Below are 20,278 nucleotides of genomic sequence, written 5' to 3' on the forward strand. Positions count from 1 at the left end.
TATTAAAATTGAAGCGCAATGCTACGTAAAAGTGAATTAATTTTTCCAGTTACCTAATAATCTTCTCAGTACAATTATTTCACCTGTGTGATAACTGGTGTGATCTGCAATAAGCATAGCTTCCCGCAGCATGCTTTGCCCTGTGCCATGTTCGAATGGTTTAAATATATTGGCTGAATGAGTAAGCAGTTTGATAAAAGCCTCAAGGTCATCATTTATTTCCCTGGTGCAATTTTCCCACGCAGCCACACTTTCCGGTGCTGCTGCATGGGGCCAGTAATCTGCAGGCCAGTTTAATTCTTTATAGTTTTCGTTTGCTGAAAAATCAAGAATATCTTTTTGAGTAATGCGGATATGTTCGGCTATTTGCCAGATACTGTAAGGCAGGCCCTGTGGTTTTTTCCCAAGATCATCAAAAGGTATATCCTTTATGGCATCATTAAAAGAAACATGCGCGTTACCTTTTTTTAAAAGGAATACCAGTTCATCTAAAAGATTTTGTAGTTCAGGAATCTGCATGATTTATTTATTTGATTAGTTAGCAAAAGCCTTGCCGTAACAAGAGATGCTTAACATAAGGTAAGTTTGTAAACTGCATTTTAATAATCAATATCAAATATATAAGATATATGCAGATGATTCACTGCATCATAGCAAAACAAAAGCCCCGCGTTCACGGGGCTTCCTATAGCTGCAATGTTATTTGGAATTAGAAATTGCTTACCGGCGAAACAGTTTGTCTCCCCTGTATGCGGCCACCTTTCATTAAGCCATCGTATTGGCGCATTAAAAGATGGGTTTCTATTTGTTGTAGTGTATCAAGAATAACAGCCACCATAATTAAAAGTGATGTTCCTCCATAGAAAGTGCTGAAGCCTTGCGTTACGCCAAGCCTTTCTGCAAACCCGGGAAGGATACCAACGATGGCAAGAAATATAGCACCAGGCAAAGTTACCTTATCCATAACGGCGCCTATAAAATCTGCCGTAGGCTGGCCGGGCTTTATGCCGGGAATAAAACCATTATTACGCTTCAAATCTTCACTCATTTGTTTTGGATTGAAGATAAGCGCCGTATAAAGAAAAGTAAATGCGATAACCATTCCACCATAAATAACCATGTACCACGCATTGCTATGATCGGAAAATATGGCTGTTATGCCCTGTGCAGAATCAAGATTGGTAAATGAAACCAAGGTTGGTAGAAACATGATTGCCTGCGCAAAAATGATAGGCATTACACCGGCGCCATTTACTTTTATTGGAAGAAATTGTCTTGCTCCTCCAAATTGCCTGTTACCAACAATTTGTTTTGCATAGTTAATAGGAATTTTACGCACACCCTGAATCAATACAATCAATCCCATATTAATAGCAACCAACACAGCTATTTCAATCAAAAAGATTAATAAACCGCCGCCACCTTTAACTTCTTTGTTCTGAAATTCCTGTACCAGCGAAATAGGAAGGCGGGCAAGAATACCAATCATAATGATGATTGAAGTACCATTACCAAGGCCTTTATCCTGTATTTTTTCACCCAGCCACATTACAAACAAAGTACCAGCCGTAAGAATGATTATAGTTGATGCGAAAAAATAAGGTGCATAACCAGGAAGAATAGCAGGCGCGTAAGAAGGTGTTTTTAAATACTGATAATAAGCACTTGCCTGTAAAGCCGTAACGCCCACGGTTAAGTAACGCGTCCATTGGTTGATCTTTTTACGGCCGCTCTCTCCTTCTTTCTGCATTTTCTGCATTTGGGGAACAAGGATAGTTGCCAACTGCATGAAGATAGAAGCAGAGATATAAGGCATTACGCCCAATGCAAATATGGATGCATGAGAAAATGCACCGCCTGCAAATGTATCAAACAGGCCAAGCAATCCATTATTGCTTGCCCCGGCAGCCGCAGCTTCCAGCTTGTTAGGATCAAGGCCCGGCAATACAATATGGGTTCCAACCCTGTACACAAGAATCAATGCCAGTGTGGTAATAATTTTATTACGCAGCTCCTCAATAGTCCAGATATTCTTTAGTGTTTCAATAAATTTTTTCACCGGGAAAAATTATAAGATAAATGAAATGCCCCAAACAGGGTTTGAGGCAAATATCGGGAAAATTATTTCAAAATTTCAATGCTTCCACCAGCGGCTTCAATAGCAGCTTTTGCACTTTCGCTTACAGCGTTTACTTTAAAATTCAGCTTGGTTGTTAATTCACCGCTACCTAAAATTTTTACCTTATCAGTTTTCTTAATAAGGCCGTTAGCATACAGGTTTTCTGTGCTGAATTCAGCTATTTCATACGTTTCGGCAATCACATCAATCTGGCCTAAGTTGAACACTTTGTATTCAATGCGGTTATTATTTTTAAAACCGCGTTTTGGCAAGCGGCGCTGAATAGGCATCTGGCCACCTTCATGTGCCATTTTGCTTTTGTAACCGGCACGGCTCTGGCCACCTTTGTTACCTTTTGTGGATGTGCCACCTTTACCGCTGGCTTCACCGCGGCCTAATCTTTTCTGTTTGTGAACGGAACCTTCTGCAGGTTTTAAATTGTGTAGTTGCATGTTTTATTTTTTAACTCAACGCCCAGGTATTGCCGGAGCTCGCTAATGAATAATATAAAAGCAGGCGATCGCTTTTGCGGCTATGCCAGTTCTTCCACTTTTACCAAATGATCTACTTTGCGGATCATACCTAAAATCTGGTCGGTAGCTTCAACTTCTTTTGAAGAATTCAGCTTGTTTAAACCAAGTGCTTTCAGTGTAAGCTTCTGACGCTCGGGCCTGTCGATCGCACTTTTTACCAATGTTACTTTAATTTTTTTCATTGTAATGTCGTTTGTCGGTTGGTCATTCTTTCCGTATTTCCGGACCTCCTGACTTTCCGGCTATCCCTGGAATACTTTGCTTAATTTGATATTACGCTCTTTGGATACCTGTAATGGTTCTCTTAATAAAGTAAGCGCTCTTATGGTGGCTTTTACCACGTTGTGCGGGTTTGCAGAACCAAGGCTTTTTGCCAATACGTCTGTAATACCTGCGCTTTCCAGCACAGCACGCATGCTGCCGCCGGCAATTACGCCTGTACCATGTGCAGCAGGTTTAATTAAAACCTTTGCAGCGCCTTCTTTTGCCAGTTGGTCGTGCGGAATAGTTCCATGCATTACAGGCACTTTCACCAAATTCTTTTTAGCATCTTCAATGCCCTTGGTAATAGCTTCCTGAACTTCTTTTGCTTTACCCAAGCCCTGGCCAACAACACCGTTTTCATTACCTACAACCACCAAAGCAGAAAAGCTGAATGTACGGCCACCTTTTGTAGTTTTTACAACGCGGTTTACAGCAACAACTTTTTCCTTCAGTTCTACCTCACCGCCAGGCTTTACTTTATTTACGCTGATCTTTGCCATTTAATATTTACTATTTACGAATTACGGGTTACGAGTTTTTAAAAATCGTAAATCCAAAATCTGGAATCTAAAATTGCAGGCCGCCTTCCCTCGCGCCTTCTGCCAATGCTTTTACACGGCCGTGATACAAATAACCGCTCCTGTCAAATACTGCTTTAGTAACGCCTAATTCAGTTGCCTTACGGGCAATTGCAGCGCCAACCATTTTTGACTTTTCAAGCTTGGTAACTTTCTGTGCCTTCAGATCTTTATCCTGAGATGATGCAGCAGCAATAGTTTTACCGTTTACATCGTCAATCAGCTGAGCATAAATTTCTGAATTGCTTCTAAAGACAGACAATCTTGGCTTCTCATTCGAGCCACTTATTTTGTGGCGGATTCGATAGCGGATATTTTGTCTTCTTAAAACTTTAGTGTCCATTTGTTTATTTATTTATTCCCGATACTGCCGGGCATATTTTATAAGTTCTTTTTTACCTGCCTGTTAAAGAACAAGGCTTATTTACCTGCAGCCTTACCAGCCTTGCGACGGATAACTTCGTCAGAATACTTAACACCTTTTCCTTTGTAAGGTTCTGGCTTGCGCAGGCTGCGGATTTTTGCAGCAACCTGGCCAAGCAATTGCTTGTCAGTGCCTTCAATGAAAATTTTGGGGTTTTGCCCTTTCAAAGTTTCTGTGCTTACTTTTAATTCTTTAGGAACTTCGAAGATGATGTTATGAGAATACCCTAAAGAAAGGTCAAGCACATTACCCTGGTTAGAAGCTTTATAACCCACACCTACCAGTTCAAGTTCTTTCTTGAAACCTTCGGTAACGCCTTTAACCATATTCGCTATTAAAGCACGGTATAAACCATGCATGGCACGGTGGCGTATTTGGTCTGTAGGACGGCTTAAATTCAGTTCGCCGTCTGCAGCTTCAACTTTAATATCCCTGTCAACAGCTTCTTTCAATTCTCCCTTAGGGCCTTTTACGGTAATTACATTGTCTTTACCAACAGTGATGGAAACACCATTGGGAACTGTAACCGGAGCTTTACCTATACGTGACATATAATAAGTTTAATTTAATCTTTAGGAAATTGAACATAATACTTCACCGCCAACATTCTGTGCTTTGGCTTGCTTATCGGTCATAACACCTTTGGATGTGCTGATGATGGCAATACCCAGGCCGTTGATCACTCTTTTGAAATCGGCAGGTTTTGAATACTGGCGCAAACCAGGCCTGCTGATTCTTTCCAAACTGCGGATAGCCGGCTGTTTGGTTGAAGGATCGTACTTCAATGCTATTTTAATGAAGCCTTGCTTATTATCATCTTCAAATTTATACTTCAGGATATAGCCCTGTTCGTATAAAATTTCAGTGATACGCTTTTTCAAGTTAGATGCAGGAATTTCTACAACACGGTGGCCCGCCATTTGTGCATTACGAACTCTTGTAAGAAAATCTGCTATAGGATCTGTTACCATATTTTGCCCTCCTACATCACGCCGGAGCGTAATAATTGGATTGATTTTATTGTTAACGATAATTTTTGTAAGCGATGAGTTGCCAGTGGTGAGCTTTATTCATTCACCATTGACCATTCACTATTTTACCAGCTTGCTTTTTTAACACCGGGTATTTTGCCATTAAGTGCCATATCCCTGAATACACCTCTTGATAAACCGAAGTATCCGATATAGCCTTTAGGACGACCGGTTAGCTGGCAGCGGTTTTTTAAGCGAACCGGTGAAGCATTTTTAGGCAACTTGTCTAAACCTGCAAAATCGCCGGCCTCTTTTAAAGCAGCACGCTTAGCAGCATATTGTGCTACCATGCGTTCTCTTTTTCTTTGCCTTGCTTCTACTGATTTTTTAGCCATAATTATATATTCTTAATTATTAGTTTTTTTGAAAGGCATACCCAGTTCTTTCAACAATTCGTATGCTTCTTCGTTATTGGTGCCTGATGTAACAAAAGTGATGTCCATACCGGTAATCTTGTTCACTTTGTCAATATCAATTTCAGGGAAGATGATCTGTTCTGTAATACCCAATGTGTAATTACCACGGCCATCAAATGATTTATCATTGATGCCTTTGAAATCACGTACACGAGGTAAAGCAACAGAAATCAGCCTGTCCAAGAACTCGTACATTTTTTCACCACGTAAGGTAACACGTGCGCCAATCGGCATGCCTTTACGCAGCTTGAAATTCGAAATATCTTTCTTGCTGTAAGTAGCTACAGCTTTCTGGCCTGTAATGTTTGAAAGCTCTTCAACAGCCACTTCAACTAATTTCTTGTCAGCCACAGCGCCATTAACGCCACGGTTAATAGCAATCTTTTGCAGCTTAGGAGTTTGCATAATGCTTTTGTAACCAAACTTCTTGGACAAAGCAGGAACAACTTCTTCCTTATATTTTTTAGCCAGTCTCGGCGTATATTTTTCTGTTGCCATTATTTAATTTCCTCCCCTGATTTTTTAGCAATGCGAACTAATTTCCCGCTTTCACGGCTGCGTTTAACTTTAGTTGGAGCGCCGGCTTTCGCATCCCACAACATAACATTGCTGATGTGGATAGGAGCTTCTTTTTTTACAAGCCCGCCCTTTGTATTTTGCGCCGAAGGTTTTGTGTGACGTGTAACGATGCCTACGCCTTCTACAACTACACGCCCGTCTTCAGGGAGCACTTTTAAAACCTTACGTGGTTTATAGATGGTTTTGCCATCTTCTTTTTGTGGCTTACTGTTACCGGAGATAACAATTACCATGTCTCCCTTTTTAATATTAAACTTCGGTTTAAATCTGTTACTCATTTTTTTAAGCTTTGAGCTATGAGCTTTACTCTATAGCGTTTTATATCTTATGATTAACGGGCTCGTAGCTCATGGCTCGTAGCTCGTAGCTTCTTTATAATACTTCCGGCGCCAGTGATATAATTTTCATGTAGCCTTTATCTCTCAGTTCCCTGGCAACGGGCCCGAAAATACGGGTACCGCGTGGTTCATCAGATGCGTTGAGCAATACAACTGCATTGTCATCAAACCTTATATAAGAACCATCTTTTCTTCTCAACTTATTGGTAGTGCGAACAATTACAGCTTTAGAAACAGTTCCTTTTTTAACACCGCCTGCGGGTATTGCGTCTTTTACCGTAACAACTATTTTGTCGCCAATTTTTGCATAGTCCTGGCCGCTGTTTCCTAAAACGCGGATGCATAATACTTCTTTTGCACCGCTGTTATCTGCTACGTTTAGACGACTTTCCTGCTGAATCATTTTTTTAAGCTTTGAGCTATTAGCTGCGAGCTATTAGCAATTAAAAACTATTTTAAACTGTACGGCTCGTAGCTTGGGGCTCGTAGCGCGTAGCTTTCTTTATTTTGCTTTTTCTATCACTTCAACTAAGCGCCAGCGTTTTGTTTTACTCAGCGGGCGTGTTTCCATTATTCTCACGATATCACCAACTGTGCACTCGTTCTTTTCATCGTGCGCATGAAAGCTGGTTGTTTTCTTTACGAACTTTCCGTAGATAGGGTGCTTTACCCTTCTTTCCACAGTAACGGTAATGGTTTTATCCATTTTATTGCTGCGGACTACACCGGTTCTTGTTTTGCGCAGGTTTCTCTGCACTGTTGTTGTTTCCTCTGCCATTATATTAAGCTTGTAATGTTCTGTTTTTTAATTCAGTTTTTAAACGGGCTATATCCCTGCGAAGGCCGCGGATGCTTAAAGGATTTTCAAGCGGAGAAATGGCATGTGCAAATTCCAGCTTTTTTAAGCGCAGCTTGTCTTCTGCAATACGGGCCTTAAGATCATTCTCGTTAAGGTCTTTCAAACTTTTATTAAAATCAATTCTGTCTGCCATTTTTCTAAATTTGAAAATTTACAATTTGAAAATTTGAAATGTTTTACCTCATTAACATATTTTCAAATTATCACATTATTATAAATCTCTTCTTTGTATAAACTGTGTTTTGATAGGCAATTTCTGAGCAGCCAGGTGCATTGCTTCCTGTGCTGTTTGAAGGCTTACGCCATCGCACTCAAATAAAATGCGGCCCGGTTCAACCACTGCAGCCCAAAACTCAGGGTTACCTTTACCTTTACCCATCCTCACTTCAAGTGGCTTGCGGGTAATTGGCTTATCAGGAAATATGCGGATCCAAACATTACCTTCACGCTTCATCGCCCTTGTCATAGCCTGGCGTGCAGCTTCTATTTGCCTGTTATTTAACCAGATTGGTTCGAGAGATTTCAATGCATAGGAACCAAAAGCTATAGAAGTGCCTCTTTTGGCCACTTTGCGGATTCTTCCCTTTTGCGCCTTTCTGTGTTTCGTTCTTTTTGGCTGTAACATTTTCTTCAGCTTTGAGCTATCAGCTTTCAGCTTTGAGCTTTCAGCATTTAGCTATTTAAAATCAATATTATTTTAAGGCTCTGGCTCATGGCTCATAGCACATGGCCCGTAGCTTCTCTTTAATTATCTTCTGTTATCCCTTCTCTCACCACCGCGGTTATCCCGGCGTCCGCCACGATGATCACCCCTGTCGCCTCTGTGATCGCCACCTCTTCTTTCCCTGTGGTCGCCACCTTCGTTCTTACCGCCGATAAAGTTCGGGTTCAACTCACGTTTGCCTAAAACTTCACCTTTACAAATCCATACTTTAATGCCGATTTTACCATAAACGGTAAGCGCAAATACGCTGGCATAATCAATATCCATACGGAAAGTATGCAACGGTGTACGGCCTTGTTTTATTTCTTCCGTACGGGCAATTTCAGCACCACCCAAACGACCAGAAACTTTTACTTTAATACCTTCGGCACCCATACGGAGCGATGAAGCGATTGCCATTTTAATGGCTCTTTTATAGTTAATGCGATTTTCAATCTGGCGTGCAATATTATCGGCTACGATAGCTGCATCCAGTTCGGGGCGACGGATTTCCAGAATGTTGATCTGAACATCTTCATTGCTGGTAAGTTTCTTCAACTCTTCTTTAATCCTGTCCACCTCGTTTCCGCCTTTACCAATAATGATACCCGGTTTTGAGGTATGAATTGTTACGATAAGCTTACCCAATGTACGCTCAATAACGATCTTGGAAATACCGCCTTTATTGATACGTGCATTAAGATAGTTTCTTATTTTATTATCCTCGATGAGTTTGGTAGCGAAGTCTTTCTTAGCGCCATACCAGTTGCTTTCCCATCCGCGGATAATACCTAACCGGTTACCTATTGGATTTGCTTTTTGACCCATATTAAGGTTTATTCTGTTTAATTAATTTTTTGAATCAACAATTATTGTTACATGATTGCTGCGTTTACGCACCCTGTAACCACGGCCCTGCGGCGCCGGGCGCATGCGTTTTAAAACCCTTCCACCGTCAACAAACACCGTTTTCACGATAAGGTTGGCATCAGCGGCACTCTTATCGGAATTGGCTTGCTCCCAATTGCTGATGGCGCTTCTTAAAAGCTTTGCTAAAGGCGTTGCATTATGCTGCGGATGATGCTCTAAAATACCAAGCGCTTTTTCAACCTGCATGCCACGAATAACATCAGCCAGCAAACGCATTTTGCGCGGACCTGTGGGATAATTTTTAAGTTTAGCTACTGCTTCCATAATTATTAAAGTCAAAAGTCAAAAGTCAAAATTCAAAAAGCTTAAATTCGAAGTCTCTGATTTTTACTTTTCACTTTTTAATTTTGAATTTTATTTACTGCCTGAATGTCCTCTGAAGTTCCTGGTTGGAGCGAATTCGCCTAATTTATGGCCAACCATAAATTCTGTTACATAAACCGGGATGAATTTGTTACCGTTGTGTACAGCGAAAGTATGTCCAACAAAATCAGGTGTAATTGTAGAGCGGCGGCTCCATGTTTTAATAACTGATTTTTTGTTTTTACCCTCGTTGATATTCAGAACTTTTTTATCCAGCTTTACGTCAACGTAAGGACCTTTTTTAATCGAACGACCCATTTATATTCTGTTTAACGATTTCTGATTTAATTATTTAGCCAGCTTTTTACCATTCTTTCTTTGCAGGATAAGCTTATTGCTTGCCTTGCCTCTCTTACGGGTAATTTCGCCCTTAGCGTATTTACCTGTCCTGCTTCTCGGATGGCCGCCTGAAGCTTTACCTTCACCTCCACCCATCGGGTGATCTACAGGGTTCATAGCCACACCACGGTTGCGTGGGCGAATACCTCTCCAGCGGTTACGGCCGGCCTTACCCATTGTTTGCAGGTTATGGTCGCTGTTTGAAACCACACCAACTGTTGCATAACAATTAATAAGAATCCTGCGCAATTCGCCTGAAGGCATTTTCAATACAGCGTATTTTTCTTCTTTGGCATTAAGCTGTGCGGAAGCGCCTGCGCTTCTTGCCAGCTTTCCGCCCTGGTTAGGCTGCATTTCAATATTGTGAACATTTGTACCCAGCGGCATGTTTTTCATTTGCAATGCATTGCCAATTTCGGGGGCTACTGCATCTCCGGAAATAATAGTGGCTCCCACCTGCAGGCCCTGCGGCGCAAGTATGTATCTTTTTTCACCATCCGTATATTCAACCAAAGCGATGAATGCCGAACGGTTAGGATCATATTCAATGGTTTTTACCGTTGCTGCAATATCTTTTTTATTACGTTTAAAATCCACAACACGGTATTTCCTTTTATGGCCACCGCCCATGTAACGCATTGATCTTCTGCCCTGAGCATTACGGCCAGCCGTTTTTGACATCGGCTCCAGCAAACTCTTTTCAGGTTCGTTGGTAGTTATTTCAGCATACGCATTACCAATTCTCCAACGCATGCCTGCTGTAACCGGTTTATACTTTTTTAATGCCATTGTACTTTTATTTTATCAACTTTTGCGGCAGTTGCTGCCTTAACTTATTTGCTTAAATATTTGCGTACAAATCAATTGTATCGCCTTCTGCTACGGTAACCATTGCTTTTTTATAAGCCGGTTTTACACCTTTTACAAAACCAGCCTTTGTAAACTTGGTTTTGTTTTTACCCGGAACAACCAGGGTATTTACATCCACTACAGATACTCCGTAAAATTCTTCAACGGCTTTTTTAATTTCAAGCTTATTTGCTTTACGGCTTACCTTAAAAGCATAACGCTTCAGCTTTTCCTGCTGGCCATTTGCCTTTTCTGTAAGGATTGGTTTTATTAAAACTTCTGCTAACTGCATTTTTCTTTTATTGAAATGTTATTCAATTATGCTTTTTCTTCTGCCACTTCTGTTTCGTCAACAAATATTTTTGCCGCACCTTCTGTTAAAACAAGCGCATCTGCATTTAAAATATCATACGTATTTAAATCTGTTAATGCACAGCTTAATACGGTATCAATGTTGCGAAGACTTAAATAAAGATTATCATTCAGTTCATCTGTAACAAACAAAGTTTTCTTGCCACCTAAATTCCAGCTTTTTAAAGCATCAGCCACCTGTTTTGTTTTAGGAGTATCCAGCTTTACATCTTCAACAACCAATAAAGCATTATTTTTTGTTTTGTATGATAAGGCGCTCACTTTGGCGAGGTCTTTCACTTTCTTGTTCAGCTTAAAATCGTAGCTGTGTGGCTTAGGCCCGAAAATGGTACCACCACCCTTGTATAAGGGGTTACGAATGTTACCTTTTCTGGAACCACCGGTACCTTTCTGACGGTGAAGTTTGCGGCTTGCACCATGCACCTCAGCACGGGTTTTTACTTTATGTGTACCCTGGCGCTGAGCGGCCTGGTATTGTTTAACAGCGAGATAGATTACATGATCATTTGGCTCTGCTCCAAAAATATCATCAGGCAATTCTAATGTCCTGCCGGTTTTTTCACCTTTTATATTTAAAACGTCAACTTGCATTTCGCTTTATTTATTTTTAAAACCTATAAGGTTTATAAACCTTATAGGTTTCGATTATTTCTGAATTAATACAATAGAGCCGTTATGCCCCGGTACAGAACCGCTGATAAGAATATAATTCTTTTCAGGAAACAGCTTTACCACTTTCAAACCTTTAAGCTTTACGCGGTCGCCGCCCATTCTGCCGGCCATACGCACACCTTTAAATACACGTGAAGCATCGGAAGAGTTACCGATAGAACCGGGAGCCCTCTGGCGGTCATGCTGGCCGTGAGACTGCTGTCCTACACCACCAAAACCGTGACGTTTTACAACGCCCTGAAAACCTTTACCTTTTGTTGTACCAACAACATCAACTTTTTCACCTTCGGTAAAAATGTCGATAGTAACAGTTTCGCCTAAAGCTTTATCAATATTATAATCGCGGAATTCTTTTACGAACTTTTTAGGAGCAGTGCTTGCTTTTGCAAAGTGATTGGTCTCGGCTTTAATGGAGTGTTTTTCAGTTTTGTCGCCGAATGCCAACTGGAGAGAAGAGTACCCATCTGTTTCTTTTGTTTTAACCTGGGTTACCACGCAGGGGCCAGCTTCAATAATGGTACAAGCTGTTTGCTTGCCATCCGGAGTGAAGATGCTGGTCATCCCGATCTTTTTACCAATAATTCCTTTCATTTTTTGCGGTTTTAGCCCCGCATGGTTATAAGGACTTCCTTTTTTGTCAGGAATCGATCCTCTGTTTAGCTACCGACCTTTTCTTTTGTTTCCCGATTTTACACCGGGAGAGAAGTACCGGAAGTAAGCAAACCTCGAAGGGCTTGTTTATATGTTGTCTGAAGCGGTATCTTGGATATTCTGCTAATTTTCAGGATTAATCCAAAACTCCTTTCAGATATTTCATTTTTCAGAGCTCTTTTTTCAAACTTTCGATTGATTGAGAGATGATATTATTTGTAAGAACTTTTTATCCGATAATCCCTGAATCCTAAGAATCCAGGTTCAGACAGTTTACGCCTTGATCTCTACTTCAACGCCTGAAGGAAGATCGAGCTTGCTCAGCGCATCCACGGTTCTTGATGAAGAAGTGTAGATGTCCAGTAAACGCTTATGTGTTGCCAACTGGAATTGCTCACGGCTTTTCTTGTTTACGTGGGGAGAACGGAGAACAGTGAAAATCCTCGTATGTGTTGGAAGAGGAATTGGGCCTGTTACTACGGCGCCTGTGCCACGTACTGTTTTCACGATCTTTTCGGCTGATTTATCAACCAGGTTATGATCGTATGATTTCAATTTTATTCTTATTCTCTGAGACATAATCAAAACCAATTTTTTCAAATTGGGAGCGCAAAGGTAGGTTTCTCACAGATATGGCACAAGCATTTAGAGAAGTTTTTTTGATAATTTTTGTTAAGGATGCACGGAAACTGCAAATTTCATTCATTTAATATGAAAACACCGCTCCTTTCAAATAATATTAAGTTTGCCAAATCAACATCTCAAAGGTTATGATAAGCTATTTGGCAGAAAAACTCCCGCACCTCAAGCAGGCTCGAACAATTTGCAGCATTATATGAAAGAATTGAAGTGCCGTCGAGAACCATCCTGCTTAGGGAAGGAGAAATTTCCAGGCAGTTTTTCTTTGTGGAAGAAGGCTGCCTGCGCGCCTGGATTAACAATAATGGCAAGGATTTAACCTTCCAGTTCTTTTTTGAAGGGCAGGGCGTGTCCTCTGCCGAAAGTTTCCGAAAAAAAATTCCAAGCATTTTTACCATAGAAACAATTGAGCCTTCTGTAATTCAAATCATGCATAAAAAAGATTATGATCATATTATGCAGGAACTGAACAATGACACCACTTTTTTGAAAGAAATGACGGAAATAATTTTTGAGCGGCAATTATATTATGTACGGGAATTCTTATCCTTTATCCGCGATACCCCGCAGCAACGTTACCTGAATTTATTACAGCAAAAACCACAGGTAGTGCAGCGTGTGCCCCAACATTATATAGCCTCTTACCTCGGCATTACATCGGTACATTTAAGCCGCATCCGCAATAAACTGCTAAAAGAAAACAAGCATAGTTCTTAACAAATGTTATCGTTCAATGCCTGCCTGCTGCATCAACTTTGTTTCAAAATAAAGAATTATGAAAGCAGCAGTAATTACCGGCTTCGGGGAAACACCACAATATGCAGACTTTCCTGACCCAGTAATATCCGGCAATGAGCAATTTATACATGTAAAAGCAGCCGTTCTTGAAAATTTCGACAAAGGCGCATCTTCGGGAAAACATTATTCAAGCAAAACTTTATTTCCAAAATTCCCGGCAATAGTTGGCAATGATGGTGTTGGCATTACAGAAAATGGAGAGCTGGTGGCTTTTGGAAAAATCAGGCCGCCTTATGGCGCTTTTGCAGAAAAGGTTTCGGCAGGTTACACTATCCCGGTGCCTTCTGGTATTGATCCTGCTGATGCCGCTGCTATTCTTCCTTCAGCACTCACTTCATTACTTCCTTTAAAGCATGCAGCAAAATTACTGCCTGGCGAAACGGTTTTTGTAAACGGCGCTACCGGCGTTTCGGGCAGAATTGCAGTGCAAATAGCTAAAATATTAGGTGCAAAAAAAATTGTTGCTGCAGGCAGAAATGATGCTTCGCTTCAACTGCTGAAAACTTTAGGGGCAGATGAAACAATCAGTTTATTACAAAGCGATGAAAAGCTTGCAGAGAACCTGATTGCAGCAGGAGGCGATGAAGGTTATGACATCGTGATTGATTTTTTATGGGGCCATCCTGCTGAAATATTGATCAATACGTTTATTCCTAAACAAGCAGGTTTTGCCAAACACAGGATACGTTATATACAGGTTGGCGAAAAAGCAGGATCACATTTATCTATACCGGGTTCTGCATTCCGTACTTCAGGTTTGGAAATGATGGGCGTGGGAAAAATTGCCGGCGAAGTGCTGACGGAAGAAATTAACCTCGTCTGGAATTTGATACAGGAGAAGAAATTATATATGGATATTGAAAAAGTGCCACTAAAAAATATCAGCGAGGCATGGCAGCGCACTGGCCTTGCCGGTAAACGTTTGGTAATAGTTCCGTAAAACAAAATGAAATAATTTCATGCACTTAATTTTACGGAGTGAGCAGTTAAAAGAGCCTATTCCAAATTTTCAACTTTCTGAAACTGCACAATCAGGATTTAATGACCAAGCTTAAAAAAACAATATAATTAAAGCGAACAAAATAATAATGGCGTATATAATATCGCCGGTATCAACTTTAAACAGGTTTATCTTAAACACCCGTTTTGATTTTATGTTCTTTTTAAAAGGTACGATCATTAAAAGTTATTAAAGCAGTTAGCGTTATTAATTTACGAATTCAGTTATTCTGCGCAAATGCAATATTGAATTGAAGAAATAGTATTGCTCCCGGATATACCTTAATAAGCAGATGTACGCAGGCTTGTTTGGTGAAATAAAAGTAGTGTATTGTTTCTTAAAAAGGACAGTGAAAAATAAAAAACAATTACAATTGACAGCATTTCAGTTTCCGGAGGTAAATTATAATTTTTGCGGCAAAGACTAAATACTTCAAACGTTTATCCAAGCATCAGCAACTTTTACCGGTTATTATTTTAAAAGTCTTTCCGGTAAATCAGCATAGCTGAATTTATCCAGCACATCAGCGCCGTGCATAACAAAATAGGTTGGGTTTACACGCGCTGCCGTTTTAATCACCGTGCCATCACATAATAAAACATCAGCAGGAATGCTGCCTGAGATTCTTTCAGCACCCTGCTTATCAGCTGTAACAATATAAAAATGTATTTGCTGCTGTTGCAATTGCTGCACATACTTTTTAAAATCATCATTCATCCAGTCATCAACCGTGCTGAAGTCTTTTGCAAACAGCATTACATACTTTGCATCAGATTGTAATAAATCTTTCGTTGTATCTGTTCCATTAAAAGAAAATAAAGCAAAATCAGCAATAGGCGGCGTAGCATTTCCTTTTCTTACAACTTTATCTACACGGTCAATAAACTCGTATGTTGAATCGAGATCAGCGGGCAAAGTTTCTGCAGTATATTCTTGCACCTTACCATTTTTTCTGTATTTAAAAACCATTACAATACTGTCCGGCACTGCATTTGGCGGCGGCTGCATTTGCTGCAATAAATTATTTCCTTTTTTATAAGGGAGGCAATCTACTACCGGCAAATGCTTCATTACATAAGCCTGCAATTCACCTATAACAGCAATACAGAATATCAAAGAACAAACAGCCGCAATGGGTCTTAAAGATGATATTATTTTCTTCCTGTTAATAAACAATATAAGTATCAGGACTAATAAAATAAGGTCTTTTGTAAAAGATTGCGCAGGTGTTAGTGGCAGGCAATCTCCAAAACAACCGCAAGTTTTTATTTTACCGGAAAACAAAGCATAACCGGTAAGAAAACTAAAAAAGATTATGAGCAATAATAACAGCCAGCTAAATAAGCGCATGCGCCAGCCAATGATTACCGCGACGCCGGCAAGCACTTCAAATACATTCATTATAAGGGAAAAGGCCAATGTGTAGTCATTAAAAAAATACATATTCCAGGCTTGAAAAAACTCCTGCATCTTATAACTCAAACCAAGCGGGTCATTCGCCTTAACCAGCCCACTAAAAATAAACAGCAGCCCAACAACCCAGCGAATAATCAATAAGCCTGTATTTTTTTTTGTTGTCATTGTATCTTTTTTAGGTATGAGGTGTAAGGTTAAATGTATAAGGCCATAGCAGCGCCGCTTTCTCCTTACGTCCTATCCCTTGTGTTTTCCTTCATCAATCATTATTAAAGCAAAAACTGCATAGTTAAGAATATCAGTATAGTTGGCATCAATGCCTTCGCTTATGAGGGTTTTGCCATCGTTGTTCAAAATTTGTTTTACACGCAGTAATTTTACTATAATTAAATCAACAAAACTTTCCTGGCTCATTTCACGCCAGGCTTCGCCATAGTCATGATTTTTATTCAGCAAAGTATGCTTTGCAATATGAACTGCTTCATCATACAAATCACCAGCCTGTTTTACAGAAAGCTCTTCAACAACCGGGTTATTTAGTTTCAACTGAACTAAGCCAATAACGGCATAATTAATAATACCAATGAACTCACTTTGCACATCATCATCCACTTTACGTTCTTCCAGGTTTTGTATATTTCTTATGCGCAGCGCTTTTATGAAAATCTGATCAACCACAGATATTGTACGCAGCACGCGCCACGCCGTACCATAGTCTTTTGTTTTTTTAAGAAAAATTTCTTTGCAACTTTCTATTGCCTTATCAAACTGGGTTTCTGTATTAATCATTGTATATTATAGTGAAGTAATTTTTTGAAAGACTTTTATTCTCAGGCTTTACAGGGCTTCATCTGCCGATGGGCCATACATTCCCGGAACAGGCACATTTAATAACCGCAGGTAAACACTTAATTGCCCGCGATGATGGTAAACATGATTCATTGCCAGGTTGCGCAATGCCACTTTTTTGGGCAATTGAAACATGATTTGTTCGCCGCGGCGGAAAATCCATATGCTGTTTAAATTATCGTCAGTTGCTGATTCCAATACTTTTATTGCTGCAGCGATGCTGTCATCAAACAGCTTTAAAATTTCTCCGGTGTTTTTAGGCGGTTCACTATTAAATGATGCTGAAGCCAGGTCAAATTGATCAGCATTTAAAATTCTTTCAAACCAAACAGGCAATTCAGCAATATGCTTTGCAAGCTTGCCAAGTTTCATTGATTTTTCGTGTGGCTGCCATTCCAGTTTATCGGTTGGAACACGTTCCAGTATTTTTCTTGTATTAATTGCTTCGTGCTTTAATTCTCCAAGCAAGGCTGTATTCATCGCCATTTTATATTCGTATTTTGACAGGCAGCTAAAGTAGAAAATAAAAAGCCATCAGTAAGCAAATGTTTGCCTAAGTTTATTCACGAAGAAGTTTGTGTTAACAGCAATTATACAAAATGGGCAAAATCTTTTTTGTAATCGCCTTTAATTCTTTCAGCAGGAGGATTATAATAACCAAATTTCAAATGGGGAAATTCTTCTCTTAATAATTCCATTAATTGTTTCACACCAAGCATTTCACCGGTTTCTGTTACATTAATTTTTCCGAGGTACCAATCAGGATCAATATTAAAATTGCGCCATTGTATCATGCATAAATCAGTATCAATAATCAGCTTTCGCAAAGCTTCGTATTCCTCAACTGTATCGGTCATTCCCGGGAAAACAAAATAGTTAATGCTTGTCCAGCCATTATAACTGCGCACAACTTTTAATGATTCAAGCAAATCTTCAAACACATAATTATTAGGCCTGTAATATGAGGTATAAATATGGCTTTGGGCGCTGTTCATACTTACGCGTATGCTGTTTAATCCAGCTTCGCACAAAGCCCTTACGGCATTGGGTTTGGAGCCATTTGTATTAATATTGATGCTGCCGCGATCTGTGTGTTTTCTTATTTCAACAATGGATTCACGAATAGTTTCCCACATTAGCAGAGGTTCTCCTTCGCAACCCTGCCCAAAGCTCACCAACGGATAAGGCGCGTTCAGCAAATGCGGAACGGTGAACTCTGCAATTTCTTCAGCAGTTGGTTTAAATGTAAGCCTGTCTTGTGTGGAAACAATCGTTTCTTCTTCAGGCTGAAAAGAAATACAGCCAATGCAATTGGCATTACATGCCGGTGATGATGGCACCGGGCATTCCCATCTGCCCAACGATAAATTCCTCGCTGCGGGGCAATGATAGGTTAAGCAGCAATTCTGCATTAAATGTTTCACCAAACGGTTATGCGGGTAATGCTCCAAAAGCCATTGCGCACCGTTCTGAATTTTTTCATCATTATAACCCGCACATTCCTGTCGAATATCTTCTTCAATTCTCAAAGCAGGTACATAAAATTTATTGTTCAGCCAGCCTGCAGCCGTGTAGCAAAATAAAGGCAGCGTTGGCGCATCGGGTAAAGTTTCATACGCAGCAATAAACAACCCCGTATGTGCAGGCGGAATAAATGCTGCAACAGCCCAGCCCTTTTCGCACAAACGCATTTCTCCTGTATGCACATCAATGCCAATACCCCTGCGGCCCGGCAGTTCATATAAATTGCCGCCATCGGGCAATTCAATCCAGTCTTCTTTTTCTATGGGAAAGGCGTCCCATCCGGCACGGCCAACGGCATAAAGGCTTGTATCTTCAAAGATGTTGCCTTTACCATCTGAATATAATATGTATGGGGATTGATGAAGCATAATATAAAGCTGCAAACTTTAAGCCGTGAGCTGCGGGCTGTTTGCAATTTGCTGTTTACAAAATTCGTTAAATTCCCTTTCTGTTTCAGCGGGAACATCGCTTTCAGTTTCTTTTTGAATAATCTTATTATTATTGAAATCGAGCGTGAGCATATTATCTTTCAGCATAGCATTCTTTACATCCTGCCATGCATAATTTTTGAATGGGAAGGTGTTGAAAGTAATGGCATCTTTACTAAAGCCTATTTCCTGCGGAAATTTAATTTGCCGCTCCAGCAAAGCCGCAACAATGAGCAGTACCGCTATCCACGGAAGATGAAGCGGGTACATGAGCCATAAAAATGCGGCTGCATATAAGGCCCATTTAAATGTAATTATACTTTCTTTCTGATTGGCCGCTATTGAAAGAACAAAGTTGATTACAATAACCGCCATTAATATTACATTAATCCAGTTGTATGTAAAGAACATGGTGCTTAACAACGCATATATTTCTGCGGCAATTGTAAGCACACACATCAGCGTTGTTATGATATTATATATTTTGTAATTGGGATGCCTGAGCGTAATTACAAAATCGTATTCTCTATTTTGGCTCATCAGTGCAATTACTTTTCACAAATAAATTACAGATCTTCCATAACAGGCGCGATGCAACAACGGCATCGTAATTGGTTTCGCCCACGCCCACTTCAACCAAATCAAACCCTATTAATTTCTTCCCGCTTTCTATAATCTTTCTCAGCAGGTATAAAACTTCATCACTTTGAAAACCACCCGGAACCGGCGTGCCGGTGTTTGGACAAAGTTTGGGATCAAGCCCATCTATATCAAAACTGAAATACACATTATCCGGTAAGTATTGTACCATTTCATCGGCAATAATCTTCCAGTTTTCTCCGGCAAAAAAACGTTCCTTTATCTGCTGGTCAAAATAAGTGATCACTTTATAATTACTGCTGCAGATATAATTCCATTCAGCTTCGCAATAATCACGCACACCTGCCTGCACCAGCCTTTCAATGGCAGGCACTTCATTCAGGGCATTGTACATAATGCTCGCATGGGAATAATTGAATTTTTCATAAGCCTTACGCAAATCGCAATGCGCATCAATCTGCAACACGCCAAAGCTTTCATATTTTTCAGCCAATGCTTTAAAATATCCCAGTGACACACTGTGGTCGCCGCCAAGCAGGCCAACAAGTTTGCCGCGGTTAAGCAAATCTGCGGTTTGCTCATACACCCAGTTATTCAGCATTTCACTCCCTTCATTAATCTCTTTCAGACTTTTTAACATAAACTTATTGTTGTTTATGTCCTGGCCGTGCGCAATAAAATCAATGTAGAGTTCGGCTTCTTTGCGCAGGTAATCACTTTTCATCAGGATTTTCTTATCAGGCTCGCGCATGTAAAAGCCTTTTTTCCAGCCGTGCGGCATATTTGGATCGAAAAGATCGATTTGCGTACTTGTTTTAAAAATATGCTCTATAGCCCTTGCTGTGCCTGCATTACAGCTTACTGTAACTTCCCAGGGAACGGGCAGGATAACAACACGCGCATCATCTTCAGAAAAGGGCAGGCCGAAAATATTGTTATTGCGGTTTGCCACTTCATTTACGTCAAACTTTGAGAGATCAACCATATCTGTAGTAAAAAGTTGT

The 20,278-nt window shown here is 40.2% G+C and carries 31 protein-coding genes; 2 read left to right on the forward strand and 29 right to left on the reverse strand.

The window, feature by feature from the left end; translation table 11 throughout:
- Positions 1-36: 36 nt before the first annotated feature.
- The 23 genes from BM015_RS01260 to rpsJ all read right to left on the reverse strand — a co-directional run bounded on the left by BM015_RS01260 (position 37) and on the right by rpsJ (position 12,599).
- The gene (locus BM015_RS01260) at positions 37-519 is read right to left on the reverse strand and encodes a DinB family protein (RefSeq protein ID WP_090653704.1); all 483 of its coding nucleotides are present in this window, start codon (positions 517-519) and stop codon (positions 37-39) included.
- Between the two features lie 190 nt (positions 520-709).
- On the reverse strand, positions 710-2,059 hold the full coding sequence (gene secY / locus BM015_RS01265) for a preprotein translocase subunit SecY (protein WP_090653706.1): 1,350 nt from the start codon (positions 2,057-2,059) through the stop codon (positions 710-712).
- A 62-nt stretch (positions 2,060-2,121) separates the two neighbouring features.
- Positions 2,122-2,571, reverse strand: coding sequence for a 50S ribosomal protein L15 (rplO, locus tag BM015_RS01270; protein WP_090653708.1), 450 nt, complete (start codon positions 2,569-2,571; stop codon positions 2,122-2,124).
- Positions 2,572-2,651: 80 nt separating this feature from the next.
- Positions 2,652-2,834 carry a 50S ribosomal protein L30 gene (rpmD, locus tag BM015_RS01275; RefSeq protein WP_090653709.1) on the reverse strand — a complete coding sequence of 61 codons (183 nt, stop codon included), beginning with the start codon at positions 2,832-2,834 and terminating at the stop codon, positions 2,652-2,654.
- A 60-nt stretch (positions 2,835-2,894) separates the two neighbouring features.
- Entirely contained in the window at positions 2,895-3,416 is a 522-nt protein-coding gene (gene rpsE, locus BM015_RS01280) for a 30S ribosomal protein S5 (RefSeq protein WP_090653711.1), read from the reverse strand.
- Between the two features lie 67 nt (positions 3,417-3,483).
- Positions 3,484-3,837: a 50S ribosomal protein L18 gene (gene rplR / locus BM015_RS01285; protein WP_090653713.1), complete on the reverse strand. Its 354-nt coding sequence runs from the start codon at positions 3,835-3,837 to the stop codon at positions 3,484-3,486.
- A gap of 77 nt (positions 3,838-3,914) precedes the next feature.
- Complete coding sequence (gene rplF / locus BM015_RS01290) at positions 3,915-4,469, reverse strand: 50S ribosomal protein L6 (protein WP_090653715.1); 555 nt, start codon at positions 4,467-4,469, stop codon at positions 3,915-3,917.
- A 21-nt stretch (positions 4,470-4,490) separates the two neighbouring features.
- Positions 4,491-4,889 carry a 30S ribosomal protein S8 gene (gene rpsH / locus BM015_RS01295; RefSeq protein ID WP_090653717.1) on the reverse strand — a complete coding sequence of 133 codons (399 nt, stop codon included), beginning with the start codon at positions 4,887-4,889 and terminating at the stop codon, positions 4,491-4,493.
- Between the two features lie 125 nt (positions 4,890-5,014).
- Complete coding sequence (gene rpsN, locus BM015_RS01300; protein WP_090653719.1) at positions 5,015-5,284, reverse strand: 30S ribosomal protein S14; 270 nt, start codon at positions 5,282-5,284, stop codon at positions 5,015-5,017.
- A gap of 12 nt (positions 5,285-5,296) precedes the next feature.
- Positions 5,297-5,863 (reverse strand): 50S ribosomal protein L5, encoded by a 567-nt coding sequence (gene rplE, locus BM015_RS01305; protein ID WP_090653721.1) that lies wholly within the window; start codon positions 5,861-5,863, stop codon positions 5,297-5,299.
- Positions 5,863-6,222 (reverse strand): 50S ribosomal protein L24, encoded by a 360-nt coding sequence (gene rplX / locus BM015_RS01310; protein WP_090653723.1) that lies wholly within the window; start codon positions 6,220-6,222, stop codon positions 5,863-5,865. Before rplX ends, rplE begins: the two co-directional genes overlap by 1 nt.
- 94 nt (positions 6,223-6,316) lie before the next feature.
- Positions 6,317-6,685, reverse strand: a complete 369-nt coding sequence (gene rplN, locus BM015_RS01315; RefSeq protein ID WP_090653725.1) for a 50S ribosomal protein L14 — start codon at positions 6,683-6,685, stop codon at positions 6,317-6,319.
- 99 nt (positions 6,686-6,784) lie between these two features.
- Positions 6,785-7,060, reverse strand: a complete 276-nt coding sequence (rpsQ, locus tag BM015_RS01320) for a 30S ribosomal protein S17 (protein WP_090653727.1) — start codon at positions 7,058-7,060, stop codon at positions 6,785-6,787.
- Between the two features lie 4 nt (positions 7,061-7,064).
- Complete coding sequence (rpmC, locus tag BM015_RS01325; RefSeq protein ID WP_090653729.1) at positions 7,065-7,274, reverse strand: 50S ribosomal protein L29; 210 nt, start codon at positions 7,272-7,274, stop codon at positions 7,065-7,067.
- A 78-nt stretch (positions 7,275-7,352) separates the two neighbouring features.
- Positions 7,353-7,766, reverse strand: a complete 414-nt coding sequence (rplP, locus tag BM015_RS01330) for a 50S ribosomal protein L16 (RefSeq protein WP_090653731.1) — start codon at positions 7,764-7,766, stop codon at positions 7,353-7,355.
- Between the two features lie 123 nt (positions 7,767-7,889).
- A complete protein-coding gene (rpsC, locus tag BM015_RS01335) occupies positions 7,890-8,672 on the reverse strand; it encodes a 30S ribosomal protein S3 (protein WP_090653733.1) in 783 nt (260 codons plus the stop codon).
- Between the two features lie 21 nt (positions 8,673-8,693).
- Positions 8,694-9,038, reverse strand: coding sequence for a 50S ribosomal protein L22 (rplV, locus tag BM015_RS01340; protein WP_090653735.1), 345 nt, complete (start codon positions 9,036-9,038; stop codon positions 8,694-8,696).
- A gap of 90 nt (positions 9,039-9,128) precedes the next feature.
- Positions 9,129-9,395, reverse strand: coding sequence for a 30S ribosomal protein S19 (gene rpsS, locus BM015_RS01345; RefSeq protein ID WP_090653737.1), 267 nt, complete (start codon positions 9,393-9,395; stop codon positions 9,129-9,131).
- A 30-nt stretch (positions 9,396-9,425) separates the two neighbouring features.
- A complete protein-coding gene (gene rplB / locus BM015_RS01350; RefSeq protein ID WP_090653740.1) occupies positions 9,426-10,265 on the reverse strand; it encodes a 50S ribosomal protein L2 in 840 nt (279 codons plus the stop codon).
- A gap of 52 nt (positions 10,266-10,317) precedes the next feature.
- Positions 10,318-10,617: a 50S ribosomal protein L23 gene (gene rplW, locus BM015_RS01355; RefSeq protein WP_090653742.1), complete on the reverse strand. Its 300-nt coding sequence runs from the start codon at positions 10,615-10,617 to the stop codon at positions 10,318-10,320.
- Positions 10,618-10,643: 26 nt separating this feature from the next.
- Positions 10,644-11,288: a 50S ribosomal protein L4 gene (gene rplD / locus BM015_RS01360; RefSeq protein WP_090653744.1), complete on the reverse strand. Its 645-nt coding sequence runs from the start codon at positions 11,286-11,288 to the stop codon at positions 10,644-10,646.
- A 54-nt stretch (positions 11,289-11,342) separates the two neighbouring features.
- Positions 11,343-11,960, reverse strand: a complete 618-nt coding sequence (gene rplC / locus BM015_RS01365; RefSeq protein ID WP_090653746.1) for a 50S ribosomal protein L3 — start codon at positions 11,958-11,960, stop codon at positions 11,343-11,345.
- Positions 11,961-12,293: 333 nt separating this feature from the next.
- Positions 12,294-12,599 (reverse strand): 30S ribosomal protein S10, encoded by a 306-nt coding sequence (gene rpsJ / locus BM015_RS01370; RefSeq protein ID WP_090655123.1) that lies wholly within the window; start codon positions 12,597-12,599, stop codon positions 12,294-12,296.
- Positions 12,600-12,869: 270 nt separating this feature from the next.
- Between rpsJ and BM015_RS01375 the strand changes: the two genes are divergently transcribed.
- Positions 12,870-13,376: a Crp/Fnr family transcriptional regulator gene (locus tag BM015_RS01375; RefSeq protein WP_245751162.1), complete on the forward strand. Its 507-nt coding sequence runs from the start codon at positions 12,870-12,872 to the stop codon at positions 13,374-13,376.
- 58 nt (positions 13,377-13,434) lie between these two features.
- A complete protein-coding gene (locus BM015_RS01380) occupies positions 13,435-14,397 on the forward strand; it encodes a quinone oxidoreductase family protein (protein WP_090653750.1) in 963 nt (320 codons plus the stop codon).
- A gap of 531 nt (positions 14,398-14,928) precedes the next feature.
- On the opposite strand, the gene BM015_RS01385 is transcribed toward BM015_RS01380, so the two are convergent.
- The 6 genes from BM015_RS01385 to BM015_RS01410 form a co-directional block, all read right to left on the reverse strand.
- Positions 14,929-16,038: a BT_3928 family protein gene (locus BM015_RS01385; protein ID WP_090653752.1), complete on the reverse strand. Its 1,110-nt coding sequence runs from the start codon at positions 16,036-16,038 to the stop codon at positions 14,929-14,931.
- Between the two features lie 72 nt (positions 16,039-16,110).
- Positions 16,111-16,662: a DUF1599 domain-containing protein gene (locus BM015_RS01390; protein ID WP_090653754.1), complete on the reverse strand. Its 552-nt coding sequence runs from the start codon at positions 16,660-16,662 to the stop codon at positions 16,111-16,113.
- 48 nt (positions 16,663-16,710) lie between these two features.
- Positions 16,711-17,208: a DinB family protein gene (locus BM015_RS01395; RefSeq protein WP_090653755.1), complete on the reverse strand. Its 498-nt coding sequence runs from the start codon at positions 17,206-17,208 to the stop codon at positions 16,711-16,713.
- Between the two features lie 104 nt (positions 17,209-17,312).
- Positions 17,313-18,614: a radical SAM family protein gene (locus BM015_RS01400; RefSeq protein WP_090653757.1), complete on the reverse strand. Its 1,302-nt coding sequence runs from the start codon at positions 18,612-18,614 to the stop codon at positions 17,313-17,315.
- Between the two features lie 18 nt (positions 18,615-18,632).
- On the reverse strand, positions 18,633-19,214 hold the full coding sequence (locus BM015_RS01405) for a hypothetical protein (RefSeq protein ID WP_090653759.1): 582 nt from the start codon (positions 19,212-19,214) through the stop codon (positions 18,633-18,635).
- Positions 19,201-20,259, reverse strand: a complete 1,059-nt coding sequence (locus BM015_RS01410) for an agmatinase family protein (protein ID WP_090653761.1) — start codon at positions 20,257-20,259, stop codon at positions 19,201-19,203. Before BM015_RS01410 ends, BM015_RS01405 begins: the two co-directional genes overlap by 14 nt.
- Positions 20,260-20,278 lie beyond the last annotated feature (19 nt).

Source organism: Parafilimonas terrae, assembly GCF_900115755.1.
Classification (GTDB): Bacteria; Bacteroidota; Bacteroidia; order Chitinophagales; family Chitinophagaceae; genus Parafilimonas; species Parafilimonas terrae.

Excerpts from the sequence above, each read along its gene's own strand:
- BM015_RS01405 (WP_090653759.1), bottom strand. The coding sequence starts at position 19,214 with ATGAGCCAAAATAGAGAATACGATTTTGTAATTACGCTCAGGCATCCC.
- rplR (WP_090653713.1), bottom strand. The coding sequence starts at position 3,837 with ATGGACACTAAAGTTTTAAGAAGACAAAATATCCGCTATCGAATCCGC.
- rpsE (WP_090653711.1), bottom strand. The coding sequence starts at position 3,416 with ATGGCAAAGATCAGCGTAAATAAAGTAAAGCCTGGCGGTGAGGTAGAA.
- rplD (WP_090653744.1), bottom strand. The coding sequence starts at position 11,288 with ATGCAAGTTGACGTTTTAAATATAAAAGGTGAAAAAACCGGCAGGACA.
- rplE (WP_090653721.1), bottom strand. The coding sequence starts at position 5,863 with ATGGCAACAGAAAAATATACGCCGAGACTGGCTAAAAAATATAAGGAA.
- rpsQ (WP_090653727.1), bottom strand. The coding sequence starts at position 7,060 with ATGGCAGAGGAAACAACAACAGTGCAGAGAAACCTGCGCAAAACAAGA.
- rpsJ (WP_090655123.1), bottom strand. The coding sequence starts at position 12,599 with ATGTCTCAGAGAATAAGAATAAAATTGAAATCATACGATCATAACCTG.
- rplP (WP_090653731.1), bottom strand. The coding sequence starts at position 7,766 with ATGTTACAGCCAAAAAGAACGAAACACAGAAAGGCGCAAAAGGGAAGA.
- rplB (WP_090653740.1), bottom strand. The coding sequence starts at position 10,265 with ATGGCATTAAAAAAGTATAAACCGGTTACAGCAGGCATGCGTTGGAGA.
- rplN (WP_090653725.1), bottom strand. The coding sequence starts at position 6,685 with ATGATTCAGCAGGAAAGTCGTCTAAACGTAGCAGATAACAGCGGTGCA.
- rpsH (WP_090653717.1), bottom strand. The coding sequence starts at position 4,889 with ATGGTAACAGATCCTATAGCAGATTTTCTTACAAGAGTTCGTAATGCA.
- rpmC (WP_090653729.1), bottom strand. The coding sequence starts at position 7,274 with ATGGCAGACAGAATTGATTTTAATAAAAGTTTGAAAGACCTTAACGAG.
- rpsN (WP_090653719.1), bottom strand. The coding sequence starts at position 5,284 with ATGGCTAAAAAATCAGTAGAAGCAAGGCAAAGAAAAAGAGAACGCATG.
- BM015_RS01260 (WP_090653704.1), bottom strand. The coding sequence starts at position 519 with ATGCAGATTCCTGAACTACAAAATCTTTTAGATGAACTGGTATTCCTT.
- rpsS (WP_090653737.1), bottom strand. The coding sequence starts at position 9,395 with ATGGGTCGTTCGATTAAAAAAGGTCCTTACGTTGACGTAAAGCTGGAT.
- BM015_RS01390 (WP_090653754.1), bottom strand. The coding sequence starts at position 16,662 with ATGATTAATACAGAAACCCAGTTTGATAAGGCAATAGAAAGTTGCAAA.
- rplW (WP_090653742.1), bottom strand. The coding sequence starts at position 10,617 with ATGCAGTTAGCAGAAGTTTTAATAAAACCAATCCTTACAGAAAAGGCA.
- BM015_RS01385 (WP_090653752.1), bottom strand. The coding sequence starts at position 16,038 with ATGACAACAAAAAAAAATACAGGCTTATTGATTATTCGCTGGGTTGTT.
- rplC (WP_090653746.1), bottom strand. The coding sequence starts at position 11,960 with ATGAAAGGAATTATTGGTAAAAAGATCGGGATGACCAGCATCTTCACT.
- rpmD (WP_090653709.1), bottom strand. The coding sequence starts at position 2,834 with ATGAAAAAAATTAAAGTAACATTGGTAAAAAGTGCGATCGACAGGCCC.
- rplV (WP_090653735.1), bottom strand. The coding sequence starts at position 9,038 with ATGGAAGCAGTAGCTAAACTTAAAAATTATCCCACAGGTCCGCGCAAA.
- rplO (WP_090653708.1), bottom strand. The coding sequence starts at position 2,571 with ATGCAACTACACAATTTAAAACCTGCAGAAGGTTCCGTTCACAAACAG.
- rpsC (WP_090653733.1), bottom strand. The coding sequence starts at position 8,672 with ATGGGTCAAAAAGCAAATCCAATAGGTAACCGGTTAGGTATTATCCGC.
- BM015_RS01400 (WP_090653757.1), bottom strand. The coding sequence starts at position 18,614 with ATGCTTCATCAATCCCCATACATATTATATTCAGATGGTAAAGGCAAC.
- rplF (WP_090653715.1), bottom strand. The coding sequence starts at position 4,469 with ATGTCACGTATAGGTAAAGCTCCGGTTACAGTTCCCAATGGTGTTTCC.
- rplX (WP_090653723.1), bottom strand. The coding sequence starts at position 6,222 with ATGAGTAACAGATTTAAACCGAAGTTTAATATTAAAAAGGGAGACATG.
- BM015_RS01395 (WP_090653755.1), bottom strand. The coding sequence starts at position 17,208 with ATGGCGATGAATACAGCCTTGCTTGGAGAATTAAAGCACGAAGCAATT.
- BM015_RS01380 (WP_090653750.1), top strand. The coding sequence starts at position 13,435 with ATGAAAGCAGCAGTAATTACCGGCTTCGGGGAAACACCACAATATGCA.
- BM015_RS01410 (WP_090653761.1), bottom strand. The coding sequence starts at position 20,259 with ATGGTTGATCTCTCAAAGTTTGACGTAAATGAAGTGGCAAACCGCAAT.